Here is a 17,324-nt window from a genome sequence, read left to right on the forward strand (position 1 = left end):
AATGAAAATCCGCGCCACAATTATTGCTGTGGGAATCGCTTCGCTGCTGAGCGGTTGCGAAGGAATGGACAACAACGCGCTGCTGCAATCCGGCGCGCAGGCTTACCAGGCTTATACGTTGAATGATTCACAAGTGAAGCAGCTGAGCGATCAGTCTTGTGCCCAGATGGACAAAGACAACCAGCTCGCGCCTGCCAACAGTGAATATCAGCAGCGCCTTAACAAAATCGCCGCTGCGCTGGGCGATAACATCAATGGCGTGCCGGCCAACTACAAAGTCTATCTGACCAAAGATGTGAACGCGTGGGCGATGGCCAACGGCTGCATCCGCGTCTACAGCGGCTTGATGGATATGATGACGGATAACGAAGTGGAAGGTGTGCTCGGCCACGAGATGGGCCACGTTGCGCTCGGCCATACGCGCAAAGCGATGCAGGTTGCCTACGCCACCACGGCGGCACGCACTGCTGCGGCCTCGGTGGGCGGCGTGATTGGTCAGCTTTCGCAGTCACAGCTGGGCGATCTGAGTGAGAAGCTGGTCAATGCGCAGTTCTCGCAAACACAGGAGTCGCAGGCGGATGATTACTCTTATGATCTGCTGAAAAAGCGCGGTGTTAATCCACTCGGCTTAGCCACCAGTTTTGAGAAACTGACGAAAATGCAGCAAGGCCAAACGAGTTCGATGTTCGATTCGCACCCGGATTCCGCAGCACGTGCACAGCACATCCGCGATCGTATTGCGGCAGATGGCAAATAATCGGCCATAAAAGGAGCGCCATGTGCGCTCCTCTCTTCAGCTTCAACAGCTAGCGCTTAAACAGATTATCCACCATCGAACCCAAATCCATCTGGTTGTTGTGCAGACTCTGCTCATCCAGTTGACCTTGCGGCGACATCTTATCGATCAACTGCGGCAACAGCGCCGCCAGCGTGCCGGAAGCGCCATTGACATCGGTGCCCAGCTTATCGGCCAGCGACTGCAACTCCTCCTGCCCGAAAGCACTCTGAATCTCGCCGCCACCGACCTGTTGATTGCCGCCGGTACCGATCCACGAACCCAGCACCTCGCCAAGCCCGCCTTGTTGAAACTTCTGCAGCAACACTTCGATTCCGCCCTGCTCCTGCACCCAATTCCAGATCGCCTGCAACTGACCCAACTGATTGCCCTGCCCGTTGCCGTTCCCCAGCGAACCTACTAATTCATCCAGAAAGCCCATGGTGACCTCCAAAGATTCTCTAACCGTAATTAACGAAGCGATTAATGACGTACGCATCAAAGTATAGCCACGCGCAGCCGATAACGAATTGTCACCGTTAAGTTGTTGAGCCGTTGATGCGAGAAGCGTGACAATGGTCTGAACTCGCCAGGCGGGGCCATGTCATAGTGAGCATGGTCTACACTGACCGTTTGTTTTCGGGCGATATCAGAGAGAGTCACCGGAGCACCACATACTATGTTGACCATTCTGATTATTCTCGCCGTCGTTATCGCGATTGTGCTGATTGGCGCGTATCTGGTGATACGTTCCGCAGCCAAAGATGTGAATGACGATTACTAGGGACCGGGGACGTCGAGGGCAATGGATCGCCCCATCAGCTATCACCCTTTCTTAATCACTCTGCGCCGCTCAAAACAAATCCCAACCCACTTCACAGATCTTCATCTTTACTATTAATGCGCGTCGAGATTAGACGATAAACATCAGTAGACGAATTCGTGCGGAGAATGAGAAAGCAGAAACGTGATGATGGCGAGACTTCACCGGTATTGAATATGGCAAATTGAGAAAGTCAGAGAAAAATTACATCTTGCGTGAGTGGCTCTTTAGGAGCCGAGGAGCGTCGAATGCTGGCAATTCAAATCGTTACCGCTGTCGCGTTAGTTGCAGGTGCTGGGCGTCACTTTTTACGTTCAACTATGAACGATATAGATGATGACTATTAGGAATTGCCAACAGGAGGGCAAGGCATGGGCCCTGCCCTCCGAGTAATTAGCCTTTATTAGCTGCCTGTACGTGCAGCATATCCAGCGCCAGTGTAGCCGCCGCCAGTGAAGTCAAATCAGCGTGGTCATAACCCGGCGCCACTTCCACCAGATCCATCCCGACGATATTCATACCCTGCAAGCCACGAATCAGCTTGGTAGCTTTATCGCTGGTCAGTCCGCCGATCACTGGCGTGCCGGTGCCCGGTGCATGTGCCGGATCCAGACAGTCGATATCAAAGGTCAGATACACCGGCAGATCGCCCACGGTGCGTTTCACTTCCGCCAGAATGTCATCGACGCTGCGGTCATTAACCTGTGCCGCATCCAGCACGTTAAAGCCCAAGCTCTTATCAAACTCGGTACGGATACCAATCTGCACAGAATGATTCGGATCGATCAGACCTTCTTTTGGCGCGGTGAAGAACATAGTGCCGTGGTCGAAGGTTGGACCGTTGGAGTAGGTGTCTGTGTGTGCATCAAAGTGGACCAGAGCCATCTTACCGAAGTGCTTGGCGTGCGCGCGCAACAGCGGCAGCGTAACGTAGTGGTCACCGCCAAAGGTCAGCATACGCTTACCGTTTGCCAACAGTTTCTCAGCGTGCGCCTGTAGTTTGTCAGAGAGATCCTGTGAATCACCGAATGCATAAACCAGATCACCGCAATCCACCACGTTCAGGCGCTGACGCAGGTCGAAATCCCACGGCCAGCGGCAACCTTCCCATGCGAGGTTAGTAGAGATCTGACGAATCGCGCCCGGCCCTAAACGGCTGCCCGGACGACCCGATGTTGCGGCATCGAAAGGTACACCAGTGATCACCCACTCAGCATCGCTGTCGTAAGGCTGGAAGTTCACCGGGAAGCGCATGAAACCGAAGGCGTTAGAAACCAGGGAGTTATCGTACTGATTGCCCAGGGTGTTGTACATAACTTGTCCTCTTTAGATCCGTGAGTCGGTTAGCCACTAAGGTATAGATGAAAAAAATCCCCTCCGCGTCGTTAGGCCCGACGAGGAAGGGATTTGTTATGCGTGATTATCGCGAAGAATCAGGCGACCTGCAATCATCACCTTTGAAATGTAACAACTACTACTTTTTGTAAAAATCAGTGGATTGTCTCGTGAATAAATTGATTAGCAGTGTTGATTTCACGATACAGAGTGAGGTTAAGAGCAGAAACGAAAAAATAAATTAAATTCAATATATTCAATTGTTTAACATAAATTGGATGTATAGATTAGTTCAATAGGCCTTACAGATAATTTGCAAAATATTAATAGACGAAAACGTTTAGGATTATTTCGACATGATCTGTAACTTAAGCCGTCAAAATTAGGGAAAATTCTTACAGACAAGCAGGGACTAGCTGTTCAAGTGGATGGATTCATATCAACTCTAAACCATCTGATTGTGCTAAATGGCATCACGTCTATCGCGTATTCATCAGCTCTAATCTTTTGAATTTACGTAAAATATGCTGATTATTTCAGCACCCTCGTCTGAAAAACTATAAACCTCCCCCCCTACACCGCCCGTATTGCGTCCAGTGCATTGGTAGCTGTTAAGCCAGGGGCGGTAGCGTGTAAAAAATCCCACCCAATTCTCATGAGTTAAACAAATGGCCAGAAGTGGATTTGAAGTCCAGCAAGCTGCCGTTAAGGCGCTGTTCCTCCGTGAAATACGAACACGATTTGGTAAATACCGATTGGGTTATTTTTGGGCAATATTGGAACCGGCTGCGCATTTATTAGTTTTACTGGGTATTTTCGGTTTCATCATGCACCGAACCATGCCAGACATATCGTTTCCGGTCTTTTTACTGAATGGGATTATTCCTTACTTTATTTTCAGTAATACTAGTAATCGTTCCGTGGGAGCAATTGAAGCTAATCAGGGGCTATTTAATTATCGCCCAGTAAAGCCTATTGATACGATCATTTCACGCTCTCTCCTCGAAACATTAATTTATGTAGCCGTTTATATTTTACTGATGATCGTTGTATGGTTGGCCGGTGAGTATTTTGAAATCACAAACTTATTGCAGCTTATAGCAACTTGGTCGTTACTGGTGATTTTCTCATTCGGAATAGGACTGATCTTTATGGTTGTAGGTAAATCTATTCCTGAAACTCAAAAGTTCCTGCCAATTCTACTGAAACCGCTTTATTTCATTTCTTGCATAATGTTTCCTTTACACACCATACCAAAAGATTACTGGCCTTACTTATTGTGGAACCCAATTGTTCATGCTGTTGAACTTAGTCGTGAGTCAGTAATGCCTGGGTATATTAGTGAGGGTGTAAGTCTGGAATATCTCGCATATTGCGCATTAGCTATATTATTTATTGGTTTGGCTCTTTATAGAACTCGCGAGGAGGCAATGCTGACATCATGATAAAAATTGAAAACCTGACAAAATCTTATCGCACTCCCGCAGGACGTCATTATGTTTTCAAAGATTTAAACATAGAACTACCTACAGGAAAAAGTGTAGCATTAATAGGTCATAATGGTGCTGGTAAATCAACACTATTACGGATGATAGGAGGAATTGACCGTCCAGACAGTGGAAGTATTACTACCAATAAATCAATATCTTGGCCTGTAGGTCTTTCTGGGGGGTTCCAAGGTAGTTTAACTGGACGTGAAAACGTGAAATTTGTTGCACGTCTCTATTCTAGTAAAAATGAATTACCAGAAAAAATAGCTTTTGTTGAAGAATTTGCTGAACTAGGTAAATATTTTGACATGCCAATTAAAACTTATTCTTCAGGTATGAAATCTCGATTGGGATTTGGGCTGAGCATGGCTTTTAAATTTGACTATTACCTAGTTGATGAGGTAACTGCAGTTGGTGATGCAAGATTCAAACAAAAATGCTCTGAATTATTCAAGTCTCGGCACCTAGAATCAAGCTTCCTAATGGTTTCTCACAGTCTTAATTCGTTAAAAGAGTTTTGTGATGTTGCAATATGCTTTGAGAAAAATAACATAATTTCATATTATGATAACGTCGAAAATGCAATATTCAATTACTTAGAAAAAGAAAAGAAAGAAACCAATACTAATTCGTAAAATAATTTAAAAGGCAACATAAATGAAAGCATTGATATGGAATTCACCTTGGTTTGCACAAGGAGACATTCTTTTCTATAAAAATTGTTACTCAAAACACCTACTCCCTCAGGCAAACTTGCTTGATAGTATGGGGTATGATGTAGATGTAGTAACTCACGATTTAATCAAAGATGAATCCTCCAAACTAAATAAAAACATAAACACTATTAATTTCACATTGAGTGAGATTAAAAAAGTTGTAGGATTATTATCTGATCCATCTAGAGATTTATATGAGAAACCGAATGGGGATCTATCTAAAAAAATAGAAAATTTTTTGAGATCTAGGCTATCAGGCCATTATGATGTAATTCTTCTTTGGGAAACACCAGTTCCATTCCTTGAGCACCTATATTCCGAATCGTTGATAATTCATCAAATGCCGGGGGCTTTTTGCCGAGCACCTTACCCTCATATGGTAACGTTTGACCCGATTGGGCTATATAAAAACGGCCCTCTTTATAAACACTTCGAAGAAATAATCGAAAAAGAAAACTATGAAAATGATTTTGTTACCGACTTTGGCTTTAAAGTAAAAGATTCAATCTCTAAGCTTTCAACGTTTACAAGCAGTGAACTAGACCCAACATCAAAATTCAAAAAGTTAACGCTTTTACCATTGCAAACCAGTGGTCATTATGCATTTCAAGCAGATACACCATATATTTCACAGGCAGACTATCTAGTTGAAACATTACAGAATACAGACCAAGAAACTGGTTTAGTGGTGACGCAATACGTCACACCTAAAGTAAAAGATACCGTTCTCAACAGTGAAGTTTTTAGCGCAATTAAAGCCAATTGGGGAAATATTATTTTTGATGCAAAATTTGATCAAATAAATAGCATTTCTCAATATTTAATCCCTCATGTTAGTGAAGTAGTAAGTTGCTCATCATCTATAGCTTTACAGTCCATGATCTGGAATAGAGATATAAAAGTACCTCATGATACGTTCATGAAAAAATTAAGCTTAGATGAAATTAATAGATCAAAATGGAGTAAAGAAGAAGTTTATAGTTCTGTGTTAAACTTCATATTAAAAAATCAACAAATCCTTGCCAGCAAAATATTATCAGATGGTCAATTCTTAGATAGTTTAATAAAAAAACTAATTAAGAACAAAACGGAAGGCAAGACTGGCATTGAGCTATATGCAGATTTCACTTCAATTGATTCAAATTATAGCAACTCTGTCTTAGAAAGCTTCACCATTGAAAGAGCCGCGCGTGATATTAAAAATGCAGATGAATCAATATCATTGATGACTGCAGATGCCTTTAAACTAGAAAGAATAGTGAAAAGAGAAGGTATAGAGCACATCACATTCGATGTTTTCGACACATTAATAAATAGACCAGTTGAAAGTCCATCTGATGCATATAAATTCCTTGAGACAATATCCTTAGATTTATCAAATGGTTTAACTGAAGATTTCTTCAAGGTAAGACTTACTTCTGAGGTTGAAACAAGAAGAAACTCTGATAAAGGAGAAATCACTCTTGATGAAATATATGAAAAAATTCAAGATCACTATCAGATCAATAAAGAAACATTAGAAAAAATAAAACAAGCAGAAATTGAACTCGAAATATCATTAATTGAAACAAGACCAGCTGGTAAGAAACTGTGGGATGCTGCAGTTAGATGTGGAAAGCCAATATCAATAATTTCTGACATGTATTTACCTCATTGCGTCGTTGAAAAGATGCTAGATAAAGCAGGGTATTCAGGTTATAAAAAACTTTATGTATCCAGTAGCTACGGCGTAAGAAAAAAAGAAGGTGGGTTATTTGATATTGTCTTGGATGAGCTAAATATACCTGGCGAAAAAGTTTTGCATGTTGGGGATAACGTAGCTGCTGACATTAGCATGCCAAAATCAAAAGGGATGCTGACATTCCGTATATTACGGGCTCTTGACAGGATGCGTAACCATACAGCGTATAAAAAAATATTCAATCCTCGCAGAGGTGCTGGAGAGAAGCCTAGAAGCATTACAGCCGGGTTAATTGCTACGAAACTATTTGACAGCCAACTAACTTCAGCTGAAGACAACTCATTATTTATGGGCCGTCCATTCAATCTTGGGTATTCGGCTTTAGGCCCGATGCTTACAAGTTACATGCAATGGGTGAACAGGCAAGCCAAAAAAGATGGTATCAGCCGGCTATTTTTCTTGTCTCGTGAAGGCTGGCTATTAAAGCAAATTTATGATGTCATTGTAAAAGATGACGATAACGCCGTGCCAAGCACCTATTTGTATTGTTCTCGCCGTGCCGTCCGAGTCGCCTCGATAAATAATAAAAACGATATTCTTAACCTCGCATCTCAGCCTTTCAGTTCAGGTGTGACACTTTCGAAATTGTTGGATTACCGCTTTGGGCTAGATAGTAAAGAAATAACTAACGAACTAGCAATTAGTTTTGGTTTTACATCTCATAATGAAGAATTAGAGTCTGATGTTGTGACGAAAGTTAAATTTTCAAAACTGTGTCTTGCACTTGAAGGAAAAATTCTAAAACAAAGTGAGAAAGAAAGAGAGGTATATCTTGAGTATGCTAAAAGCTCTGGACTATTAGATGAATCAAAACCCGGGATTATTGATATTGGCTGGAAAGCCAATATGCAAGCATCACTAGGGAATTTAATTAACAGACCACTAAATGGTTATTATTATGCCACTCTCCAGGGGGCAGAGTGTTGGCTAAAGCATGGGCATGAAATTAAAGGGTTCATTGGTGATTTTGTCACTTTAGAGCATTCAAGCGCAGCAGTTAATAATAGACACCTTACGGAATTTTTAATCTGCCATAGTGAACGTAGTCTTATTTCAATGAGCAAGAATATTTCTGGAGTTATCGTTAAAAACTTTAGAGATGAGCCTAATCATGCAATGAGAAGCACTCTTATTGATGAAATTCATAGTGGAGCAATAAGTTACTCACGTGATGTTATAAAACGTTTTGGCACTTTATCTTCTCAAGCTTACTGTGACTGGTCATTAGGCGAGAAAGTATTTGCTGAGTTTTTAAACAACCCTCATCAACGTGATGCTTCAATGTTTGTTGGATATGCGTTCGAGGATTCATTTGGTGGTGTCAGTAAAAAGTTTGTTATTGCGAATAAACCAGATCAACTTTCTGTTTTTGCAAAAGGAGCTGAAGTTTATTACGCCCAAAGCAAACCTCAACCATCAGTAAAAAAAGCACCTCAAGTACAAAAAAACGTCGCAAAACCAAAACCGAACATAAATTTGGAACCAGACGAAATTACTGTTGTTCCTCGATTTTATAGAGTTGTTGAATCCTTCGTTTTTAAAAGATTCTCCAGTGACAAAAAATATAAAAAATACACAAAGGATAGAGATAATTTCTTCTTAGACTCGAAGGCTAAGAGCATGCAAAAATGGTATAAGATATCAACTCGTAAAATCTCATAGAAACCACAGTTAATAATGAGTGGCGAAATAATTTCGCCACTCATTTTATAAAACTACCTGATTAAGCACAAAGCAACAGCATAACCTTTCTCTTTATTAAACTGACTTCTTAACTCCATACATTTCAATCTAGTTTGTTTTTCCGATAAAGTGCCGATACCGTTCGAAGATGAAGGCCTAACAAATGAGTTTTCAGTTACCGATGCATCCACACGCACATGAACTTCACCGATCAAAGCGACTGGTGTCCATTCAGTTCTTCGCTCAGAGCGTTTAAATTGCTCTAATTTTATATCAAAACTTTCATTTTCTAGGGGAATATTTACAAAAGACCCCTTAAATCCACCAACTCCATCATTTTTTGCTTCGTCCCATCCCCCTGCTTCCTCATCCCAGACACTACCTTTAATAATTTCTCCAAACTCATCTCTTTTAAATCGGTCTGCCCATGTAAAAGGTGTATCCCCAAATAATATTGCATATGTCCGGGAGTGAACACTAAAGTCAATGTCATTTTCGTTCGCAAGTCTAACTTTACGGCCTTCCCAAGCAACAATACTGCCTACTTTTATTTCTTCAGGAATTAAATTCTCAAACATTTTTGCTAAATCTGAAAAAGCTACATTTTGAGATAGAACACCAGAAATATCCAAGTTACCATCTGGTGATATTTTCAACTTAATATTTGCAGAATTTTTATCTCCCGAAGGACTATCTCCATAAGCAATGCTTCGGGGTGAATCATTGATTATTCTTCTGCCAATAGCCAAGGCACCTGGTGCAGAAGATTCAGTATTGTTTCCTGAAATAACCAAAGATTGCACTTCATTAGCTTCAGATGCAACAGCGCCTAAGCAACCTGAATGTGTTCCTTTAGATGAACATTGTAGAGAGGCATAATTGAAGGAAAAATCCCCTTTTGCAATACTATTTTTTGATCCAATATTTATTGAATTTTTCCCTGAGGATACGCATTTATCTGTAGCTATATTTCCTGAAATATCTGACTTCGCAATTGACTTATTTGCCCCTAAATTGAAGCTTAATTGGCCATACGTGATTGATTGGTTTGCAGAGGCTATATTTACTGAGTAATTTCCTTCAGTTAAAGCATTTGCTTGCACAATATCAAAGTCAGAACTTTTTTCTGCGGAGTATCCAGCCCCAGAATCAATTATTATTACCTTATCTATTTTCCCGTCATCATTTACACTATATCTGGCCTTTGCAATTTTGTTTGGCTGGCTTAAACGATCATAGAAGATTACCTCTCCTTCTTTTTGATAACTCGCCCCACCATTTACAATTTCAATGCTTTCAATATGTCCTTCTGAACTCACTACAGGCTTAAGCACTGCACCATGTCCACCACCCGCTATAACATCCACTGAAGAGATGTTTGTATTATGCTTGGAAGTAGACCAACTTCTACGTGATGAAATATTCGCACCTGTCTCACCGGTAACATGGGACGTTATTGAGACTAGATTCGCACCTCTAAATCCATTACTAACCCTCGAGTCCTCAGAACCCAAGTTAATTGATTGAGGTGATAAAGCTCTGCATTGGCGTGATGAATAATTTCCAGAGGTATTTCCTGAAGCATAACTATATATTGAACCAACATTTACAGCTCTAGCTGGGCCAAAAGAACGAGAATTTTGCGATGCAGCTAGAAGAAAGAGATTTAAATTGCTTCGACCTGAAATCTGATAATCATTGCTTAAAGGGTTTTTATATTTCCCTTCATATCCGCCAGTATCTTTATTGTCTGATATAAACGTGTTGTTAAATACACCCAACTTAATAGTTTGATTGTCATCAAGCGATTTAGTCAAAAAATATCCGTTCACATATTCATTCCCAGATGGAATTTCGTCAACTAAATAAACACTACCTGCTAAATCAACTTTTTTACCTACTACGTTTGACTCAAGTAATTTAAAACCTTGAGTATCATTATTTACACCATCGCCTTTTATATTTTTGAAATCGAATGCAGATAAAGACTCTAAATTCTTTTGGTGTTGGTTTCTTTCAACAGAAATATTATAGGGCTGCTTATATTTAACCCTAAAATCCTGAATCATCTTAATACTCGAATCCTGTGATTCATCCCCATCACTAACTTTAGTCGATTGATTTTCACCTACTTCAGCAAAACCTTTTTTGCTTGACATAAGAAAAGTTGTTAAGACTGCAGGCATCGCTAAGTTAAAAAGTTTCCTTCTGCTAACCATTATTGCTCCTCACATTCAAAGTCAGCCATGAAATTCATCAAGTTAACTTCTAAATTATAACTCATAGCTTGTGAGACAATGTAGCATTAGCAGAATTTTATCTTACGTTATAATTTGCCCAGCATTATTTTTTATATCTAAAGATTTCGAGCGTGTGATACTCACCTCTCTTTTTTTATAATAATAAACCGCATTAACCTGTGTATTCTCCAATAAATACCCTCTAAACTGCTTGAACAGCTTCATATCCGGCTTAAACCCAGCCTGCCAGAACTGGTGCAAATGCCCTTGATACGTCAATCCTTTGATGTCGTAGAGGGCATTGCCCATCACTTTCAGGGGCTTGTTGTGAATCAATGCTGAAATCCCTGCCGTACTGTTAATCGTGACCACCGCTTTGGCATGAGTCAGCAACTCCGGCATTGGGAGATCATGTACATAGATCACACGGTCACTCACACCAAACTCTTTTCCTAAGCGTTTAATCAACGGCCCATACAGGCGATGTCCACGGTCCATAGGGTGGTGCTTGATAACCAGATGGCTATCCTTTGGCGCTTTACGCGCAAACGAAAACATCACGTCGTTAATATAATCACGCACGTCTTCATAGCGGCTGTGATTACGGATCTGACTATCGTTATAAACCTGCAAGATCGCCAGGTAATAGCGTTGATCAAGTTCAGACTGTAAACGTGGCAACACTTTACGTTGCATTACGCCATACAACTGTTTGCGCCAGTAAGCGCGGATCCAGCACTGTGCTTCATACCACGGTGAGAATGACTTGTGATGGCGATATTTATGGAATTCATGGCGATGACGCCAGCCCACCAGATAATACCAGATCGCATGTCCAATGCGCTTTGCAGCAGAAGGCTTTAGATGCTCAACTTGGCTAGCAGGCATTTCTGGCAATTGGCGGTAAAACTCAGGGTCGCGTGGCAATGAGGAGTGAGCGTTAACCCCGCCCTCTTCCACGGTTATGAAGTGCGGACGCAAATAACCTTCTTCAAATGCAAGGAAACGGATACCTTTCGCCTTCGCCCAGCGGCTGGCCGCCTGATGTAATGGCCGACAGTCCCCGAAACACAAAATGGTATCGAAGTCATAATTGGCATAGGTGTCACGCAACCAACGGGGAAACTCTTTTGGGGTTTCCTGATACGTCAGATATTCACGCTGGCGACAGTAAAACCGATCGCCACCGTTGAATACGACATTCACGGCTTCACGCCCCAATGATTCCAGCCAAACAGCCACATCATTGAAGAACGGTCCCATCGGCCCCTGTAATAGCAGGTATCTCTTCCCAGACAGCAAAACGGTCAATGCATTACTGTGCATATTCAACCTTCATGGTTATTCATTATTGTCCGTAACCGGCTTTACTCAGCCGAATTTGACCTTAATAAACATCATTAACTTGCGGTAATGACGGATAATCCGCCCCGCTTTCTTTTTTGTAATAAACATCTGCCTGCGCGGTGTCTGGATCAGGTATTCAGCTGCTTCTTCAGCGGCTATCGGTTCAAGGCGCAGGGGATGGATGTAACTTGGATAAACAATCAAAGCCTGATAAATCAGGTCTAACAACGAGAGGTTTCGCCCACGACGTTTGCAGCAGTGTTCGTCGGTCGTCACTCCCCAGCCCGCATAAAAAGGCAGGCCATAACAAAATACTTTTTTGCCGTGCATTAAGGCTTCAAAACCTGAAAGCGAAGTCAGCGTGTGCAGCTCATCGGCTACCTGAATACACTGGATAATGTCTGCATCCAGCGCCTGGTAATCGGCCAACGTCTTAACTTGTTCCGCAGAAATATCGCCTTTGCGATTCCCCACCAATACATCAGGGTGTGGTTTGTAAATCACATAGGCATCTGGATTGCGCTCGCGCACCGTGCGTAGCAGCCCCAGATTAGTATTAATAGATACCGTACCAGTGAGAATGGAAGCGTCATCCTCCACCTGCCCTGGCACCAAAATCACTCTTTTGCCCTGTGCCGCAGCGGGTAACTTGAAGTCTGCGCCCAAGTTATATTTACTCAGCTTGCTCTCAACCAGGCGCTGTTGCAGTTTCTCTGCACGGAGCTGCTGCGCCAAAGTCAGTTGGCTGTGATTCAGCAACACTTCAAGGTCGCTTGGGCGCGTCGCATCGTAGTAAATACCGCGCTTATCCAGCACCAATGAAAGTGGTGGCAACAAGTCGGAACCTAAGCCGGAAGAACGTAAGAATCCATCTTCCATACACCACATCGGCAGCAAGCGTTGGTTCGCTTCATCTTGCCAGCGCCGTTCACCTTTCACGCCCCACACAATACAGGCGGTAGCCGCCGAATAGCGACGTGAGAAACGCACTTTATTTGCCGTAGTGCGTAGGAAAGGTTTCAGGATGGTGGATTTCCACAGCGTCAATCCTGGCGCCCATAAATGGCCGCTACGCTGCTGCTGGTGCCGGCGCTGTAACTGCATCCATTGCAGCACGCTAAACAAGTCCGATGCAGCACCAGACTGCGGATCGATATAACGGCAGTAACGCAGGTAAGCCGCAGCAAACAGTTCAACTAATGATGCTGAACCACGACGTGTAGCAAGTGAGCTGGACTGAGGATGACGATCGTCAGTTAATCCCCAACCGGCATACCACGGCTGACCGAAACAAGTGACCGGCTTACCCGCCAGCAACGCTTCAAATCCGTATTGCGATGTCATCACATAGACACGTGAAACGTGGCGTAACAGCGACTGCGGGCTGACATTATCCGCCATCAGATGGACACGATGCGTCGATTGAAGACCCGCGTAGTAGCCGGCTTTCTTTCCTTGCAAAACGTCGGGATGAACCTTGACCCAGATCGTAGCCTGCGGATTTTCTTGTATTGCGGCTGCTAACATCGCAGCGAAATCATCGGCACCGGCATTGCCATAAGTCACAGACATATCGTTAAAGGTCTGATCGACCACCAGCACCAATTCACGATTTAATGCTTCACCCGCTTCGAAGGCTGGCGCTTGGTTGTATTTCGACAGGTCTTCAGTGACGATGGTTTGCATCGCCTCACACGCCTGCTCGGCTAAAGCGGCATTAGCGGCTCTATCCTGAATCAATCGCTCCAGCGCACTTGGCTGATTGGCATCGTAGTAAATGCCAATGTCGTCAATCACGATGGAAACCGGAGGTGCGCCATTAACACCGAGATCCAGCGAACGGATAAATCCATCTTCAAGGCGAAGAACAGGTTTACCCGCGGCCTGTGCCAGTGCTACAGGTTTGGCGGCACTTGGTCGATGGCCCCAAACGGCAATAGCATCTATCTCTTGCGGAATCGGGCGCAGCACAGAAAGTTTCTGGCAGGGTTGCGCCAGGAAGTTTTCCAGCTGTGGAATCCGCCAGATACCCGAAGAGAAAATACCGATCATGCGGTTTCTGCTAGCTCCTGTGCCATTAGCTTGCGCACTTTTTCCAGACAGGCAGGCGTATCTACACCCGGTCCGGTAGCGGCCACTTCAAAAGCACGAATCGCAATACCTGCATTCATCAAACGCAGCTGCTCAAGCGATTCTGCCTGCTCTGGCATCGCCTCCGGCAACTGGCTGTAGTTCTGCAGAACATCGCGGCGATAACCATAAATCCCCACGTGTTTCAGGTAGCGCGCTTTATCAGCATTACGTGGATAAGGAATCGGTGAACGGCTGAAATAAAGCGCATCACGACGCGTATTTACCACCACTTTAACCGTGCTAGCCTCCAGCGCTTCCTCGGCAGAGATAGCGTGGCAAAGTGTCGCTACAGGCAGGTCAGCGTCATCACGCATTCCCTGCACCAGATGTGCCACATCCTGTGGACGGATCATCGGTTCATCGCCTTGCAGGTTAATGTAGATATCGGCATCAACCTTTTGCATCACTTCCACCAAACGGTCAGTGCCTGATTCATGATCGACACGCGTCATCACTGCTCTGCCGCCAAAGCCCATAACCGCCTGCATCACGCGCTGATCATCGGTGGCCACCCACACTTCAGCCACACCCGCCACTTGCAGAGCACGCTCATAGACGTGCTGGATCATCGGCTTGCCGACGATATCCAGCAACGGCTTACCCGGTAAACGTGAGGAGCCATAGCGAGCGGGAATTACAATAACAACATTTTCAATATGCATTTCAATCGCCGATGACTTCTTCTGAATATAAATAGTTTAATTTCAATGAATCCAAATGTGATTCGGGGATCACTTCTGATAAGCTTCTTCTATCCCAAATCACATTTTCTTTCACAACCTTAGCTGGCACTCCAGCGAGAATTACATTTCCTGCATTGAATTCCTTGTTTACATAACTCCCCAATCCAACAATGGTATTTTTCTTAATCACACTGCCTTTACCTACATTAGCGTTATAACCGATCCATACATGATCACCAATATTTACGGATTTAGCATGATTAATTCTTTTACCTGTATTGAGATCGATGATGGAGTGACTATCTCCTGAGCGAATAACTATATCTCTAGACAGCATGCAGTCGCTACCTAATATAATTTCCGTACCATATTCACACTCTATTCTAGCATCTCCAATAGTTGTGAATTTTCCTATAGAAATCAAATTCCCACTAGATTTAGCAGATAATGCACCGTTAACAACGCATTTTTTACCAATTAAAATCCTGTTATCATCACCATTAATATCAATCGTTAATTTTTTTCCGGTTACACCTTCACCAAAAATAACCTTGTTATTATTACCTTTAATTGTTAACTCAACATCCCTTTTAAATACAGGGGGAATATTTGATATGACAATTTTATTATTAACACCTAAATCATTAACTTTCATATATCCCCCTAAAAAAATCAAATCGACAGAATCACTTTCGCACCCACCGCCAGCTGGTAGAGGATGGTGGAAATACCACGTGTCACTTCGATGTTCTTCGATTCGTACTTCGGCAGTACCATCAGCTCGTCGCCTGGGCTCAGCGTGTCAACATCTTCACCGTTCTCGGCTGCACCGTTCTGACGAATCACCACAATCTTGGCATTACCCGATTTCTGCGTCAGACCACCACATTTCTCGATGTAATCTTTCGGGCTCATGCCTTTCTCCCAGCTCACCGCATTCGGGAACAGCACTTCGCCATGCACCATAACCAGCGAGGTTTTCTGCGGGATGTTAATCACGTCGCCATCTTCCAGCAGAATCGAATCGAGGTTCTTCTCGTTGAGGATCACTTCACCCTTCGGCACCACGTTGCGCGCTTTGTTGACGAAGCGGCTGATCAGCTGAGCTTCCTGCATGCGCAGGCTGGCTTCTTCTTTGGTGGAGGATTGGGCAGAGAGCGAGGCTTCTTCCAGTTTCTGCAGGGACAGATCCAGCATCTCTTTCTGACGCTGCGCCACAGAAGGACGGTAAAGCTGGATAGCACTCATTTCAGACATGCTGTTGGTGCGGATCTTCGCTAACACCGCACGCATGCTCGAACCGTATGGCAGCACCATCGCGTGTTCGCCAGAGTGCGCACCTTCGACGCGAACCTGAATGGTGCCGGCATAGCGATCGGTGCTGACAATCAGCGTATCGCCATCCTGCAACATGCGGCCCGGCGCAGAACTGATCGGGTAATACTCACTACGTTTCTGCAAGCCCTGCTGACGGATAATAGTGATGTTAGTGGCGCCTGGTTTAGCACGCGCCCAGCTCAGCGCTTCCGTAACCGGAATGCTGCTGTCACGGAATTCAAAGTCATAGCTGTTGAACACATCACCCTGCACGCTAAAGGTGTGCTGACGCGGCCCCACCACGATGGTGTCACCATCGGCAAACTGTGACAGACCCAGCTTGCCGTTGAGCAGGAAGTCATACAGGTTAATGCTGGAACGCACGCGGTTGCCACGCTTCACCACGATATCGACATAACTGCCGCGATCGGGATCGACGCCGCCCGCTTTAATCAGGTAGTTGAGCAGGGAATCAGAGGTCACACCTCCATACAAGCCAGGGCTGCGCACAAAACCGGTCACGTAAACCTTCACCGGCTGCGCCTGCAGCAGCGAGGCGTACACACTGACGTTAGCCTGATAAACCTCTTTGACTTTGCTAGTCACTAACGCATTCAGCTGACTGTTGCTCACGCCCGCGACTTTTACCGGCCCCACATTCGGCAGGAAGATATTGCCTTTCGGATCGACCTGTAATGCGCCATCAAAAGTGAACGCGCCCCACAAACGAACCTGAATGCTGTCGCCAGGATTAAGCACATAGCCAGGGTTAAAGCCGACGGTTGCGCCGCTATCGGCGCTGGTGCCGTTAAACAGCTGTGCGCCAAACATGCGGCTCATCATCGCCGATGCTACCGGGCGCGGGGTGTTATCAAACCCATCGCTGCTTTGCACCTGACTCTGCTGGCCAGTGAGGAACGAAGGCAACGGTGCCGCACCGGTCAGATTCGGATCGGCATTAATATCGACGGCCGCGCTGGCGGAGGTGGCTTGCCAGACAGCAAGCAATAACAGTGACTTCAATAATTTCATGACGAACTC

12 protein-coding genes are annotated in these 17,324 nt (G+C 44.3%); 4 read left to right on the forward strand and 8 right to left on the reverse strand.

Going from position 1 to position 17,324, the window contains the following annotated elements; genetic code table 11:
* The first annotated feature begins 1 nt into the window (after position 1).
* On the forward strand, positions 2–757 hold the full coding sequence (gene loiP, locus AC1MDE_RS05545) for a metalloprotease LoiP (protein WP_480344369.1): 756 nt from the start codon (positions 2–4) through the stop codon (positions 755–757).
* A 49-nt stretch (positions 758–806) separates the two neighbouring features.
* On the opposite strand, the gene AC1MDE_RS05550 is transcribed toward loiP, so the two are convergent.
* Both AC1MDE_RS05550 and speB read right to left on the reverse strand, forming a co-directional pair.
* A complete protein-coding gene (locus tag AC1MDE_RS05550) occupies positions 807–1,217 on the reverse strand; it encodes a YidB family protein (protein WP_160833065.1) in 411 nt (136 codons plus the stop codon).
* Between the two features lie 774 nt (positions 1,218–1,991).
* The gene (gene speB / locus AC1MDE_RS05555) at positions 1,992–2,912 is read right to left on the reverse strand and encodes an agmatinase (RefSeq protein ID WP_034823229.1); all 921 of its coding nucleotides are present in this window, start codon (positions 2,910–2,912) and stop codon (positions 1,992–1,994) included.
* 689 nt (positions 2,913–3,601) lie between these two features.
* Between speB and AC1MDE_RS05560 the strand changes: the two genes are divergently transcribed.
* The 3 genes from AC1MDE_RS05560 to AC1MDE_RS05570 are packed head-to-tail and all read left to right on the forward strand — an operon-like array spanning position 3,602 to position 8,542.
* Positions 3,602–4,378: an ABC transporter permease gene (locus AC1MDE_RS05560; RefSeq protein ID WP_479401581.1), complete on the forward strand. Its 777-nt coding sequence runs from the start codon at positions 3,602–3,604 to the stop codon at positions 4,376–4,378.
* A complete protein-coding gene (locus AC1MDE_RS05565; RefSeq protein ID WP_479401580.1) occupies positions 4,375–5,058 on the forward strand; it encodes an ABC transporter ATP-binding protein in 684 nt (227 codons plus the stop codon). Before AC1MDE_RS05560 ends, AC1MDE_RS05565 begins: the two co-directional genes overlap by 4 nt.
* A 22-nt stretch (positions 5,059–5,080) precedes the next feature.
* On the forward strand, positions 5,081–8,542 hold the full coding sequence (locus AC1MDE_RS05570; protein WP_480344370.1) for an HAD family hydrolase: 3,462 nt from the start codon (positions 5,081–5,083) through the stop codon (positions 8,540–8,542).
* Between the two features lie 53 nt (positions 8,543–8,595).
* Here AC1MDE_RS05570 and AC1MDE_RS05575 read toward each other — a convergent pair whose 3' ends face one another.
* The 6 genes from AC1MDE_RS05575 to AC1MDE_RS05600 form a co-directional block, all read right to left on the reverse strand.
* The gene (locus tag AC1MDE_RS05575; protein WP_480344371.1) at positions 8,596–10,782 is read right to left on the reverse strand and encodes a peptidase G2 autoproteolytic cleavage domain-containing protein; all 2,187 of its coding nucleotides are present in this window, start codon (positions 10,780–10,782) and stop codon (positions 8,596–8,598) included.
* Positions 10,783–10,884: 102 nt separating this feature from the next.
* Complete coding sequence (locus AC1MDE_RS05580) at positions 10,885–12,129, reverse strand: capsule biosynthesis protein (protein ID WP_479401574.1); 1,245 nt, start codon at positions 12,127–12,129, stop codon at positions 10,885–10,887.
* 45 nt (positions 12,130–12,174) lie between these two features.
* Positions 12,175–14,202: a capsular polysaccharide biosynthesis protein gene (locus AC1MDE_RS05585; protein ID WP_479401573.1), complete on the reverse strand. Its 2,028-nt coding sequence runs from the start codon at positions 14,200–14,202 to the stop codon at positions 12,175–12,177.
* Positions 14,199–14,939, reverse strand: a complete 741-nt coding sequence (gene kdsB, locus AC1MDE_RS05590) for a 3-deoxy-manno-octulosonate cytidylyltransferase (protein ID WP_479401641.1) — start codon at positions 14,937–14,939, stop codon at positions 14,199–14,201. Before kdsB ends, AC1MDE_RS05585 begins: the two co-directional genes overlap by 4 nt.
* 7 nt (positions 14,940–14,946) lie before the next feature.
* Complete coding sequence (locus AC1MDE_RS05595) at positions 14,947–15,621, reverse strand: acyltransferase (protein WP_479401572.1); 675 nt, start codon at positions 15,619–15,621, stop codon at positions 14,947–14,949.
* 17 nt (positions 15,622–15,638) lie between these two features.
* Positions 15,639–17,315 carry a polysaccharide biosynthesis/export family protein gene (locus tag AC1MDE_RS05600; protein WP_480344372.1) on the reverse strand — a complete coding sequence of 559 codons (1,677 nt, stop codon included), beginning with the start codon at positions 17,313–17,315 and terminating at the stop codon, positions 15,639–15,641.
* Positions 17,316–17,324: the final 9 nt, after the last annotated feature.

The sequence above is a fragment of the Pantoea folii genome (assembly GCF_056678875.1).

Bases quoted from the DNA above. Each gene is read 5' to 3' on its own strand.
- loiP (WP_480344369.1), top strand. From the start codon at position 2: ATGAAAATCCGCGCCACAATTATTGCTGTGGGAATCGCTTCGCTGCTG.
- AC1MDE_RS05550 (WP_160833065.1), bottom strand. From the start codon at position 1,217: ATGGGCTTTCTGGATGAATTAGTAGGTTCGCTGGGGAACGGCAACGGG.
- speB (WP_034823229.1), bottom strand. From the start codon at position 2,912: ATGTACAACACCCTGGGCAATCAGTACGATAACTCCCTGGTTTCTAAC.
- AC1MDE_RS05560 (WP_479401581.1), top strand. From the start codon at position 3,602: ATGGCCAGAAGTGGATTTGAAGTCCAGCAAGCTGCCGTTAAGGCGCTG.
- AC1MDE_RS05565 (WP_479401580.1), top strand. From the start codon at position 4,375: ATGATAAAAATTGAAAACCTGACAAAATCTTATCGCACTCCCGCAGGA.
- AC1MDE_RS05570 (WP_480344370.1), top strand. From the start codon at position 5,081: ATGAAAGCATTGATATGGAATTCACCTTGGTTTGCACAAGGAGACATT.
- AC1MDE_RS05575 (WP_480344371.1), bottom strand. From the start codon at position 10,782: ATGGTTAGCAGAAGGAAACTTTTTAACTTAGCGATGCCTGCAGTCTTA.
- AC1MDE_RS05580 (WP_479401574.1), bottom strand. From the start codon at position 12,129: ATGCACAGTAATGCATTGACCGTTTTGCTGTCTGGGAAGAGATACCTG.
- AC1MDE_RS05585 (WP_479401573.1), bottom strand. From the start codon at position 14,202: ATGATCGGTATTTTCTCTTCGGGTATCTGGCGGATTCCACAGCTGGAA.
- AC1MDE_RS05595 (WP_479401572.1), bottom strand. From the start codon at position 15,621: ATGAAAGTTAATGATTTAGGTGTTAATAATAAAATTGTCATATCAAAT.
- AC1MDE_RS05600 (WP_480344372.1), bottom strand. From the start codon at position 17,315: ATGAAATTATTGAAGTCACTGTTATTGCTTGCTGTCTGGCAAGCCACC.